Source organism: Enterococcus sp. AZ095b (assembly GCF_051714725.1).
Lineage (GTDB): Bacteria > Bacillota > Bacilli > Lactobacillales > Enterococcaceae > Enterococcus_B > Enterococcus_B pernyi.
Genome location: NZ_JBIOSL010000001.1, coordinates 655,660 through 668,162, shown reverse-complemented (window position 1 = coordinate 668,162; position 12,503 = coordinate 655,660). Strand labels below are relative to the sequence as shown.

General features: G+C 39.7%; 11 protein-coding genes and 1 other annotated feature. Of the genes, 3 read left to right on the top strand and 8 right to left on the bottom strand.

The annotated features are described in order from the left end of the window. Positions 1 to 386 precede the first annotated feature (386 nt). On the top strand, positions 387 to 1,841 hold the full coding sequence (locus tag IGJ99_RS03135) for a metallophosphoesterase (protein ID WP_438747718.1): 1,455 nt from the start codon (positions 387 to 389) through the stop codon (positions 1,839 to 1,841). Positions 1,842 to 1,977: 136 nt separating this feature from the next. On the opposite strand, the gene IGJ99_RS03130 is transcribed toward IGJ99_RS03135, so the two are convergent. The 4 genes from IGJ99_RS03130 to IGJ99_RS03115 form a co-directional block, all read right to left on the bottom strand. After that, on the bottom strand, positions 1,978 to 3,423 hold the full coding sequence (locus tag IGJ99_RS03130; RefSeq protein ID WP_066025120.1) for a glycoside hydrolase family 1 protein: 1,446 nt from the start codon (positions 3,421 to 3,423) through the stop codon (positions 1,978 to 1,980). Between the two features lie 205 nt (positions 3,424 to 3,628). Then, the gene (locus IGJ99_RS03125) at positions 3,629 to 4,441 is read right to left on the bottom strand and encodes an amino acid ABC transporter substrate-binding protein (protein ID WP_010736164.1); all 813 of its coding nucleotides are present in this window, start codon (positions 4,439 to 4,441) and stop codon (positions 3,629 to 3,631) included. A gap of 18 nt (positions 4,442 to 4,459) precedes the next feature. Further along, a complete protein-coding gene (locus tag IGJ99_RS03120; protein WP_010736165.1) occupies positions 4,460 to 5,095 on the bottom strand; it encodes an amino acid ABC transporter ATP-binding protein in 636 nt (211 codons plus the stop codon). A gap of 20 nt (positions 5,096 to 5,115) precedes the next feature. Continuing rightward, on the bottom strand, positions 5,116 to 5,757 hold the full coding sequence (locus tag IGJ99_RS03115) for an amino acid ABC transporter permease (RefSeq protein ID WP_010736166.1): 642 nt from the start codon (positions 5,755 to 5,757) through the stop codon (positions 5,116 to 5,118). 91 nt (positions 5,758 to 5,848) lie between these two features. After that, positions 5,849 to 6,079: a binding site (T-box leader), on the bottom strand. 92 nt (positions 6,080 to 6,171) lie between these two features. Between IGJ99_RS03115 and IGJ99_RS03110 the strand changes: the two genes are divergently transcribed. Further along, positions 6,172 to 6,657, top strand: coding sequence for a YbaK/EbsC family protein (locus IGJ99_RS03110; RefSeq protein ID WP_023519207.1), 486 nt, complete (start codon positions 6,172 to 6,174; stop codon positions 6,655 to 6,657). A gap of 1 nt (position 6,658) precedes the next feature. Here IGJ99_RS03110 and IGJ99_RS03105 read toward each other — a convergent pair whose 3' ends face one another. The 3 genes from IGJ99_RS03105 to IGJ99_RS03095 form a co-directional block, all read right to left on the bottom strand. Then, positions 6,659 to 8,734, bottom strand: coding sequence for a DNA topoisomerase III (locus IGJ99_RS03105; RefSeq protein WP_438770574.1), 2,076 nt, complete (start codon positions 8,732 to 8,734; stop codon positions 6,659 to 6,661). Further along, a complete protein-coding gene (locus tag IGJ99_RS03100; RefSeq protein WP_010736169.1) occupies positions 8,667 to 9,044 on the bottom strand; it encodes a DUF1033 family protein in 378 nt (125 codons plus the stop codon). The genes IGJ99_RS03105 and IGJ99_RS03100 overlap by 68 nt, the downstream gene beginning before the upstream one ends. A 124-nt stretch (positions 9,045 to 9,168) precedes the next feature. Beyond that, on the bottom strand, positions 9,169 to 9,735 hold the full coding sequence (locus tag IGJ99_RS03095; RefSeq protein ID WP_010736170.1) for a TetR/AcrR family transcriptional regulator: 567 nt from the start codon (positions 9,733 to 9,735) through the stop codon (positions 9,169 to 9,171). A gap of 117 nt (positions 9,736 to 9,852) precedes the next feature. Between IGJ99_RS03095 and IGJ99_RS03090 the strand changes: the two genes are divergently transcribed. Then, positions 9,853 to 11,145, top strand: coding sequence for a multidrug efflux MFS transporter (locus IGJ99_RS03090; protein WP_438747716.1), 1,293 nt, complete (start codon positions 9,853 to 9,855; stop codon positions 11,143 to 11,145). A 50-nt stretch (positions 11,146 to 11,195) separates the two neighbouring features. On the opposite strand, the gene mnmA is transcribed toward IGJ99_RS03090, so the two are convergent. Then, positions 11,196 to 12,317 (bottom strand): tRNA 2-thiouridine(34) synthase MnmA, encoded by a 1,122-nt coding sequence (mnmA, locus tag IGJ99_RS03085; protein ID WP_438722362.1) that lies wholly within the window; start codon positions 12,315 to 12,317, stop codon positions 11,196 to 11,198. Between the last annotated feature and the right edge of the window lie 186 nt (positions 12,318 to 12,503).

The window sequence follows — 12,503 nt, the reverse complement described above, 5'->3', positions numbered from 1 at the left end:
CCCTTTTGCCTCCATGGTCTTCGCTCTTTCGTTGAGATGAGGATAGAAATTCTTTTATGTCTTTGTAAGAAGAATTATTTGTTGCAACACCACACACTATGAACAGTACCTATTATAGGAAGATATACTTTTTTTAAAACAATCAACTTTAAAGGAGGTTACGACAATATAGGAAATCACACCACTTTTTGTTTTGTCATAACACTCACAAGAATCAAAAAAGCCTTCGAGTGTAGAATTTCAAAATAAAAGTGAAACAAACTTTAAAAAATAAATTAATATAAGAGAATGGAGTAGAAATGAAATTTGAAAAGCGTACTAAAATATTAATAAATAAAATGATCAAAAGCATTACTTTGAGTGCGAGTATTCTAGTAGGTACAATTATGGTTGGCACTACGGCATTCGCAGACATCGACTATTCGTTTGTAGTTACCTCTGATCCTCAATTTCCATGGACAGCAAAAACAGATGATGGTATTTATCAATCAGATAGCGATCTCAGAGCGGAGTCCGCTGCGTTAATTTTAAATCAGTATGACAGTATCAATGATTATTCAACAAGCATCGGCAATAAAGTAATACATACCTATGTCAATGGGGATGTCACTGCTTACGGTCAAGGCTCTCAGTGGAGTCGCATGGATCAATTATTCAGTAGACTAAAAATGCCTTATTCTTATGGCCTAGGAAACCATGATATTGAAAATAATTTCGAGGATACTTTCCTCAACCAAGCTTGGCGGATAACCTTTAACAGAATGCATACCTATAGACCTCATAATTGGATTTCAAAAGATACTTGGAAAGAAGATTACTTTTTTGAATCTAAGCATGTTGGTAGCCTAAACTATTCACAAAAAATTGGGGATTTTAGAATGATCACAGCCAACAATTATCCCACGATGCATCTTTCTTGCTCTGGAGGGACTGGTCCTACTTATTGGTTAACACCTGGGATGGACTATATCGAGAGACAGTTAGAAGAAGCAAGAAGTGCAAACCAACCGGCTATTCTTTATATACATAAACCAAATGATTGGAAATTGGGAAGTGATCCCCAAGGAAGATTCAAGGCAATGGTAGAAAAATATTATGATAATGGAACGTTGCGAGCCGTTTTTGCAGGGCATTATCACAAAACAATCGGTAAGGTTTCTTACCCACAGTATTTTGGCAAAGTCCCAGTTTATTCTTCTGGCAGTGCTTCTCAAAAAACTTACTTAACTGCAGAAGTCGATCATTCAAAAAATGAGATGAAAATCTATCGAGTGATTGGGAATGTTTGGGAAAAGAAACAACTCATTGATACAATTGCTATAAATTCGAAAGGACTCACTGCTGTGAATGATGACAGAGACTACCAACAGCAAAAAGAATTGGCTAATAGGGTAGGTAATTCTTATCACATCATTAATTCTCTTAATAATAGTAGAGCGCTAGATGATTCAGCAAGTAGTGATGATGTCATCTTTTTTAATGAACATAGGAATACGAACCAACAATGGAGATTTGTATTCTATGAGGCTAACAATTCCTTTGTCATCCATAATCGAGCAAATAATTTTTCAATGTATGAATCAGATAGTAAATGGAATGGCTTCTCTATTGTACGCACTGGGGTTTTAAATGCTTCAGATAAACGGGCACAATGGCGAGTAGTAAGCGCAGGAAATGCCTATGGAACCATTCCTTTGTACAAGTTCAGAAACGTTCGAAGCGGAAAACTACTCACACTAAATTCGTATAGTGGGAAATTGACGGATGCCGCAATCGGCGCAACATTATTGACTGCACCTGATTTTGGTGTAACGGTGCTTCAACAATTTATGTTAGACTAGTGATCAACAGAAATTCTAGGTGATGTAAAAGCTAAAAGACAAACAAAAAAAGGAACAAAAGATGAGCAGTACCTCCTCTTTTGTTCCTTTTTTTAAATTGTGCCATCCACTTTAGTACGTATTATTCGTGCAATATTTATTGGTTCCCAATATTCGCGCCATTCTCACGAATTACTTGTTGGTACCAGTAATAGCTATCTTTTTTGTAGCGATCAAGTGATCCTTCTTGTGTTTCATCCTGATCTACATAAACGAAGCCATAGCGTTTTTGGTAGCCATTTAACCAGCTCAGCAAGTCTGTGTAAGACCATGTGCAATAGCCCAAGACTTCTGCACCATCTGAAATAGCTTCTTTGATGGCTTTGACATGACTTTCCAAGTAGTTGATACGGTAGTCATCATGGATTTTTTTATCTTCTGTCAATTTGTCATATTCACCTAAACCGTTTTCCGTGATCAACACAGGGATACGGTAGCGACTCGTGATTCGTCGCAAAGCAATACGTAAACCTTCTGGATCGATTTCCCAATCCCAATTTGTACGTTCGACAAATGGATTTTCTACTTTTTTGTACATGCCAGGCACGCCTGTTTCTTCTGATGAGCCTTTTTTACCTGTAGTATTCATCTTACCAGCGCCGACACCATCTAATGGATTAAAGGCATTCGTTGCTGTTTGGTAGTAGTTGATGCCTAAAAAGTCAGGTTTCGCAGATGCTAGTAGCTCCTCATCGCCTTCTTCAATCGTTGGCGCCCACCCTTGTTCTTCCAAGAATTTCATCGCAGCGATTGGATATTTGCCCCACATATAAACATCCATCCAATAATGTGCCATCAAATCTTCCGCATTTTCAGCAGCCAAAATGTTCTTTGGATCACTGTCGATCGGATAGTTTGGCGTATACGCAAAACTTGGTCCGATTTTCCCAGGCATATCCATTTCATGGAACGCATTGATCACTGCTGCATTAGCTAAGTTGGCAATGTGGTTCACTTGGTACATTCGTTTTGGATCAGTCACTCCTGGAGGATGTACCGCTAATAAATAACCGAGTGAAGTAAAAATATTTTGTTCGTTCAAACTAACCCAATAGTGGACTTTGCCACGAAATGCTTCGAATAATGTTTTTGCATAGTTCGTAAAATCTTCGATGATCTGACGAGATTCCCATCCTTGGTATTCATCTTGCAATGCTTGTGGCAGATCCCAATGATACAAAGTCAACATTGGTTCAATGTCGTGTTTGATCAATTCATCAATCAAATCCATATAGAAAGCTAAGCCTTCTTGATTGATCTCGCCGCGGCCATTTGGAAAAATACGTGTCCAAGCTACAGAGAAGCGATACGTTTTCAAACCTTGTTCTTTCATCAAGGCAATGTCTTCTTTATAACGATGGTAGTGATCTACTGCTAGGTCACCATTTGTTCCTTTAAATGTCTTACCTGGAATACGAACAAAGCGATCCCATACAGACTCACCTTTTCCGCCTTCTTGCCATGCACCTTCTACTTGATAGGCAGCTGAAGCAGATCCCCAAAGAAAATCATCAGGAAATGCCGTTAATTTTTGGTGTTCCATGAACATCTTCCTTTCCTAGTTCAATCTTTACCTCTTTAGAATAACACGAAACCCTTTTCATTACCAAGTAGATTTTTGACATTTCTAAATAAAAGTCTAGTCATTTGAAAAATAAGTCCAAAACAAACAAAAAAAGCGGAGCAGCAGATGCTGTTCCACTATTTTGACTTCCCCTATGATTCGATCCTTCATGTCATCCTGTCACCTATTCTGGTGTGACATCTTCACCAAACCACTTCTCTGAGATCTTTTTAAATTTTCCGTTTTCAACCAATTCGGCTATGCCATCATTGACTTTTTCCACAAGTATTTCGTCATTTTTTCGCGCACCGACAGCAAAATCTTCTCCATCAAAGTCCCCTTTGATCACATTGAAATTGTCTAATTCGTCTCGTATGTTCAAAAAATACTCGGCATAGACTTTGTCGATCAACACACCATCTGTACGGCCACTTTTCAAATCGATCAATGCTTCATTAAAGCTTGCATACAAAACTGCCTCTTGATTTTTCACATAGTCTTTGAGTATTTCTGGATGTCTGACAAACATATCATAACCAGAAGAACCGTTTTGTGCGCCTAAGATTTTGTCTTGCATTTGTTCAAAGCTTGTAATACCAGAAGTTTTTGGTGTGATCAACACTTGATCATTTTTCATATATGGTTTTGTAAACAAGACTTTTTCTTCACGTTCTGGCGTTTTTGAATACCCGTTCCAGATCAAATCAATTGTTCCGTTGTTTAATTCGAACTCCTTCATTGACCAGTCAATTGGTTGGAACTCAACAGTAATGCCATATTCATCAAAGACAGCTTTCGCTAACTCAATATCAAATCCTGTCAGTTTACCATCTTTATCACGAAAACCCATTGGTACAAAGCTGTCGTCTAGTCCTACGATAATCTTTTTTTCTTCATTGATTCTTGACCAGCTTTCTGTCGCTGTCCGCTCATTCGTGCAGCCAGTTAAAAAGAAAAAACCAATCAAAGATAAAATCAAAAAGCTGAATTTTTTCATTTTCTCCCCACCGCTTTCCTACTTACTTGGCATAACTTTGATCAATTGATCCCCAACGTTTTCAGCAAAGACTAAATCGTGGGTCACGATGATTTGTGTCACGCCTTCTTCTTTTAATGAAAGAATCAACTTCTCTACTTGTTGGCGTAACTCTGGATCTAATGCACTCGTCGGTTCATCATAAGCTAACACTCGTGGGTTCATCGCTAACGCACGAGCAATGGCCACACGTTGTTTTTGTCCTCCAGATAATTGATAAGGATAATTTCCTAATAAATCACGAATCCCTAATGAGTCCGCTAATTCCTCCGCCTTTTTCGTGTATTCTTCTTTACTTTGTTTCAACACCATTTTAGGTGCCAAAGTAATATTGTCAAAAATACTCAAGTGTGGGAAAAGCTGGAAATCTTGAAACACGACGCCTACCACTTGTTCTTCTGTTTTCAATTCAAAAGGGTCAAATTTCGTGCCATCCAGGTAAAACTCACCACTGTCAGCTTTTTCTAAACCGGCTAAAATCCGTAACATCGTTGTTTTACCGCCTCCTGACGGTCCACCGATCGCTAATGTTTGTCCTTCCGGTATTACTAAATCAAAATCTTTGATCACTTGTTTGTCACCAAATGATTTACTAATCTTTTTTAATTCAATCATCGCTGTTCCCTCCTCGTTTCTTAGCGGTAATAATTTAATTTTTCTTCAATTTGCTTCAACACGATCGTCAGCACTCCTGTTAGTGCGAGATAGATCAGTGCCACGCCAAGCAATGGAAGTAAACTTGCATCTCTCTCCATCGCGATCTTACCCGCTCGCATCACATCACCTAAACCTAAGATGTAGATCAACGAAGAATCTTTCACTAGATTGATAACTTCATTGCCGACAGAAGGTAACACGATTTTTGTTACTTGCGGAATAATGATTCTTGTCACTGTTTGGAAAGGACTCAACTGTAAGACTTGAGCTGCTTCATACTGCCCTTTAGGGATAGACTGAATACCACCACGGAAAATCTCAGCAAAATAGGCAGCATAATTTAAAACGAATGCGATCAAAGCAGCTTCGAAACGATCAAACACGATCCCGATCGTTGGCAAACCGTAAAACACGAAGATCAATTGTAATAATAGCGGTGTTCCTCGCATGATCCAGACATACGTTTGTAGGAAATAACGGATCGGTTTAAAATGTAACGACAACCCTAAGGCTAAAATAATTCCTAATGGCAAAGAACCAATCAAGGTAAAGGCAAATAATTTCAAGGTTGTCAGCGCCCCTACTAACAACTGTGGCATCACTTCTAATAAATCATTCATTTTCTTTTCCTCCTCTTTTCTTTAAAGGGGTACATTGTTAGCTGTCCCTTCCAACCACATGAAAAACAAAAAAAGTCCTTTGATCCGAAGATCAAAGGACGCAAAATACGTGGTTCCACCTTTTTTTATTAGTTTCTCGCAAAACTAACCTTATCTGGTCGTCTAACAACGACCGCAGCTATAACGGGCTTCCCGGATTTTCTTACTGGCTGTTCAGAAAATCGACTCCAAGATGTGTTTCACAATCAGTTATTGCCTCTTCTCACCAACCAGAGACTCTCTTCAAACACTTAATTGCTACTCTTCTTTTCGATGTCTTTTATTTAACTTAATGAGTAATTTACCTGATTCATTTTTATTTGTCAATCTTTTTTGTGCTAAAATAAATAAAAAATGAATGGAGGATTGTTTTTTATGTGTCATGCCACGAAACAAGAGGCCTATGAATTGCTTGATCTATTGGCAATCAATTACCAAGAAGTGAATCATCCAGCCATTACTTCTGTCAAAAATCTAACTTTTACTTTACCAGGTCCACAAGTTAAAAATCTTTTGGTCAAATCAAAGAAAGGCAAACAAATATATTTTGTCGTCTTACCTGATGAAAAACAAGCCGACTTGAAGTTATTGGCAGAACAGTTGAATGAAAAACGATTATCGTTTGTGTCAGGAGACCAAGTCAAACAGTTGTTACATGTTCCGCCAGGTACCGTCAATCCATTTGCCTTAGTCAACGATTTAGAAAACGAGATCCAAGTCGTCATTGATTCCTCGATCGATCGCAAAGATACCGTGGGCTTTCATCCAAACAGCAACACCAGTACCATCATTTTTCCCTTTGCAGATTTTGAACGACTACTCGCTCATGTGGATCATCTGCCAAGGTATGAAGTCTTGTAACTTAACTATCCTTCATCGCAGCTTTTAAGGCTGCTGCTAATGGGCTTTCTTCCGGTTCTTCTGCTTGAGAATATTTCTTCATCAAGCGACGTTCTTCATGTTTTGTCATTTTTTTCTTCTGCTCTTTTTTTTCTAGCATCTTCTCTGTCGTCCCGTCAAATTTACAACGGAAGTAAGCGCCATTTTTGCCTTCAATGATCTCCATTTTGCGGTGACATTGTGGACAACGATGGTTAGAGACTTTCGGATCTTTCCGACGACGATAGCTACAATCTTGATTCGTACACACATAGATTTTGCCATCTTTTGTGTTCTTCTCACGAAGATTCGAGCCACAATCCGGACATTTCTTTTGGGTAATCGAAAAATCTTGGTATTCTTGCTTACTTGTTTTGATTTCTTGGACAAGTCGCTTCGTTTCTTTTTCGATGGATTGTAAAAAGACGTTGGCTTGTTTTTTTCCAAGCGCGATCGCTTCTAGATCTCTTTCCCAACTTTCAGTCAAATCTGGTGTCACAAGTGATGGATTGACCAGTTCTAACAACTGCTTGCCCTTCGGTGAGACTTGTAAGCCTTGCGGTGTGCGTTCCATTAATTCGGATTTGATCAACTTTTCAATGATCTCCGCACGAGTCGCGGGCGTGCCTAAACTGTGTTTTTCCATCAAACCTAACAGACTTGCTTCTGTCAAAGGTTTTGGCGGTGCCGACAATTCCTTTTTGATCGTAAAATCAGGTTGGATGCGCATGTCTTTTTTCCAGTCAAACGAATCCACATGACTTTCAGCAGACGTTTTCCAACCAGCTTCCAACACCCGGTTTTGGCGGAAAACAAATTGTTCGTTCCCAAATACGACAGTGATTTTCGTTTGACTGATTTTATGTGGTTCTGCAAATAACCCTAAGAATCGTGTCACGATCATTTGGTAGATTTTTTGTTCTTCGTTACTTAATTTTTCATAGCGTGGACGATTTTCCGTCGGTAACAAAGCATGGTGATCTGTTACTTTACTATCTTGGAAGACACTCGTTTGACGAACCACTGCCCCATTCTTCAAATAAGTTTTCACTTCTGGTGCAAAATCGCTGATGGCTTGAAGTCTTTCTTTCATGGTACTTTTCATATCATTCGTCAAATATTTACTATCTGTTCGTGGATAGGTGACGATCTTGTACGTTTCGTATAAACTTTGAACAAGTCCTAACGTTTTCTTTGCAGAATAACCATAACGTTGGTTGGCTTCTCGTTGGATCTCCGTGAGATCATAAGGCAGAGGAGCTTTTTCTGTCTTTGTTTTTTCTTCAATGTTGACTACTGTTCCCTTACTCTGACTAAGGGTTTTAACAAACGCTTGGGCTTCTTCATGGGATTTCAAAGCAAACTGGTTTTTTTGGACCATTTTTGCTTGTTCATTGCCGACTGTCAATGAAATCGTAAAATACGTTTGTGGTCGGAATGATTCGATTTTCTTTTCCTGATTACGCACCAAAGCTAAGGTTGGGGTTTGTACCCGACCCGCTGATAAATTGTCTTGATATTTTACTGTCAGTGCACGTGTCACATTCAACCCGACCAACCAATCTGCTTTTGCCCTGGCCAAAGCAGACTCATACAGCGCATCATAGCTTTTAGCTGGTTTCAATTGGCTGAAACCTGTCTTGATCGCTTTGTCCGTTTGAGAGGAGATCCACAAACGTTTCACCGGCTTATTGAAGTGAACGTATTCCAAGATCCAACGTGCAACGAGTTCTCCTTCACGTCCGGCATCTGTGGCGATCACTGCTTCTGAGACATCTTTACGACTAGCCAATTGCTTGATGGCTTTCAATTGATGACCAGTTTTTGGTAAGGGTTTGATCCCTAGTTTTTTAGGGATCATCGGCAAGGTCTCCATCTGCCAGCTTTGCCATTCCTTATTCAGATCCTCTGGCATCTTTAGACCTAATAAATGACCAAGGGCCCAAGTCACGATCACCTTGGGTCCTTCGTAATAGTTTTTGTGTTTTTGATTAGCACCAAGCACCTTGCTTAGGTCTTTCGCAACGCTTGGCTTTTCCGCTAGAATTAGTTGTTTCATAAAAATCCTTTCTGCTTTCCAAAGTGATCGGTTGATAATCTTTCAGCAAAGCCAGTCCTTTGTATTGCTGCAAATCATCATCGCATTCTTCACACCAGCGCTCATCGCCATCATTCCAAAAAGCGCTAAGAAAATTATTTTTGGCATGGATATACTCATAGTTGTCTTTAATGGCCAGCCATTTTTCTTCATAGTTTTGTTGCGCTTCTTCAAAAGAGGAGAAAGTTTCCTCCATTTGAATATCTTCTTGCCAATCTTCAAAGAACCACCAAGGCTCATTATCACCGAACATTGTAATTACTTGATACATACATGCGCTCCTTTTCTCAGGTCATCTTAAAAACATATTAGTCACTTTCCAAGAAAGTTGCAAGAAATTTTGCTTAAAAGGGGCTTTTTATGAATGTTCAGAAAATTAATTTAAATGATGCCTTTTATTTTATTGGTAAAGTTGCAATAAAGTCGTCGATCATCCAGACATAACTTTCTTCTGGAGAAACATTCGGTTCATTGGTAAAGTACCCTAAAAAACGTAACGAAAGGTACCCATGGATCATACTTCGCAGTTCTCGACTTCGATGGACCTTTTCTTCTTTCGACAAAGAAAAAGCGTCAAATATTTGTAAAATGATTTGGTTCGTTTCGTGTATTCCCTCTAATAGAATTTCTTCATTTGTATGCGGTACACTGATCAGCAGTTCATAGACTGCCTGATTTTGAAACGCAAATGACTGATAGGTTTGCGCGTACGCTTGGATCGCTTCTCCCTTACTTTTCCCAACTAACACTCGACGTAATTGATCATTCAACTCCGTTAAAAGTTTCGCAGTCAACGCCGTTTTCACTTCTCGAATATTCTTAAAGTGGTTATAAAGCGACGGTGATTTGATATTCAATGCCTTAGCTAAATGTTGGAAAGTGATTTGCTGTACAGCCATCTCTTCTGCCAATTCTCGAAAGCAGTCGATGATTTTCTCTTGTGACAGCGTTCGTTTTTTCATTTGATTTCCCCTCTTATGGAATAAACTCAATCCCTTTAAGTTTACCATGAAAGACGAAGAGAAAAAAGACTTGTTGTTGATAAACTACACGTTGTAGTTTATAATAAATGATTGTAGATGAAAATTTTCAGAAAGAAGGCTTTAATTGTGGTGTCAAGAGTAAAAAAGACAGTATTCAGAAAAAGAGAAACATGGGAGAAAAACCTAGTTGTTTTGTGGTTTGGTACATTTATGGCAGGGATTGGGTTTAGTCTAGTGATGCCTTTTATGTCGCTTTACATAGATACGTTAGGAAATTACAGTACGTCACAATTGAACTTTTGGAGTGGCTTGACCTTCTCCTCTACATTCCTTGTTACTACTTTGATTTCTCCATGGTGGGGACGACTTGCCGATCAAAAAGGCCGAAAGATGATGTTGTTGCGCGCTTCTCTAGGGATGGCGGTAGTGATTTCCTTGATGGGTCTAGTAACCAGCGTGTATCAATTAGTCGCATTACGTCTGTTGCAGGGAATTTTTTCCGGCTATATCAGTAACGCTACAGCTTTAGTCGCCACTGGTACCCCAAGAGAAAAAAGTGGACAAGTACTTGGCACTTTGGCGACCGGCTCTGTGACCGGAACATTACTTGGTCCTTTACTTGGCGGACTTTCTGCTTCTGCTTTTGGGTATCGCCCTACCTTCTTTATTACCGGGACAATTTTGTTCTTCGTTTTCTTACTTAGCTTATTTTTTGTCCATGAACAATTTGTGCCAGTAGAAAAAAGCGAGTTGGTTTCTGCTAAACAAATTTTCCGTGACCTGAAATACCCACATGTCGTCATCGGCATGTTTATTACCACAATGATCATTCAAGCATCAAATAATTCGATCAGTCCGATCATTAGTTTATATATCCGGCAATTATTACATGGACATGGCAACGTCACGTTGGTCAGCGGGATCATTGCTTCTATTCCTGGGATTGCCACCCTGATAGCCGCTCCTCGTTTCGGCCGCTTAGGTGATAAGATCGGGAGTGAACGAATCTTAGCCATCGGATTAGGCTTCGCCTTGATCGTCTATATCCCAATGGCTTTCGTAACGAATGTATGGCAACTTGCAGGACTACGATTTTTGATCGGGATCTCAGACGCTTGCCTCCTTCCAGCCGTGCAAGCATTGATCACTAAATACTCTCCCCCACAAGCTGCCGGAAGAATCTTTAGTTACAACCAATCCTTCCAAGCCACTGGAAATGTCGTTGGCCCCTTGATCGGTTCAAGCGTTTCAAGTATCTTCGGTTATCGTGGTGTCTTTTTATCCACATCCTTACTTGTACTTGCAAACTTTGTGCTGGTCCACCATAATACGAAGGAGATTCATAAGCAGGAAGAAACAAGCAATGGTCATGCTTTTGTCAATAAATAGCAAAAAAGCCACAGGATTCGTAAAAAATCCTGTGGCTTTTTTAGACTATCTTAGACGTATTGCAAAACTTTCGTTTCTTGATACGCATGATCGATCAATCCGCCACCTAGACATTCCATTCCGTCATAAAAAACAACGGCTTGTCCTGGTGTGATTGCGCGTACGGGTTCGTCGAAGATGACTTCTGCCCGATTATTTTCTAATAAGCGCACGGTTACCGGTACATCTTGCTGACGGTAACGGAATTTCGCTGTACATTTGAATTCTTTTGGCATTGGTTCATTCGTTGTAAAATGGATTTCGCTTGCATCCAAACTGGTTGCATACAATGCAGGGTGGTGGAAGCCTTGTCCAACATATAATGTATTCGTCGCAAGATCTTTCCCCACCACGAACCAAGGTTCTTGTGAATCGCCACCGCCGCCGATACCTAAGCCTTGACGTTGTCCGATCGTGTAGTACATCAAACCAGCGTGTTCACCTTTCACTTCACCATCAAGGGTCACCATATTGCCTTGTTTAGCTGGTAAATAGTTACTTAAGAATTGTTTGAAGTTCTTTTCGCCGATAAAACAGATACCAGTTGAGTCTTTTTTCTTCGCCGTTGCTAGACCGGCACGTTCCGCAATCGCACGTACTTCTGATTTTTCCATACCGCCTAACGGAAACATCGTTTTTGCTAACTGTTCTTGTGACAATTGGCTAAGGAAATACGTTTGGTCTTTGTTATTATCGACCCCACGCAACATATGTGACACGCCATTTTCATCACGTGTGACTTGCGCATAGTGACCAGTAGCAACATATTCCGCTCCTAAGTCCATTGCATAGTCTAAGAATGCTTTAAATTTGATTTCCTTATTGCACATTACATCTGGGTTCGGGGTACGTCCTGCACGATATTCTGCTAAGAAATATTCAAACACACGGTCCCAATATTCTTTTTCAAAATTGACCGAGTAATAAGGAATCCCGATTTGGGCAGCGACTTTCGCTACATCCTTATAATCTTCCGTCGCCGTACAGACGCCATTTTCATCGGTATCATCCCAGTTTTTCATAAAGATCCCGATTACATCATAGCCTTGTTCCTTTAACAAAAGTGCTGTTACAGATGAGTCAACACCGCCACTCATCCCAACGACAACGCGTGTTTTGCTGTTGTCTGTCATGGTATCACCATCATTTCAATTAGATTCTGAAACATCTACGAGTTGAAGGTCGCAACTTTTCAGTATTTTACATTATACGTCATCTTTCTGAAAATTTCACCCCTAAATAATCAATTTAAAAAAACGACGTTTTTTAGTTGGCCTATTCTGTACTTTTCAGATACCAAAACTTTGCTATGAGAGGCG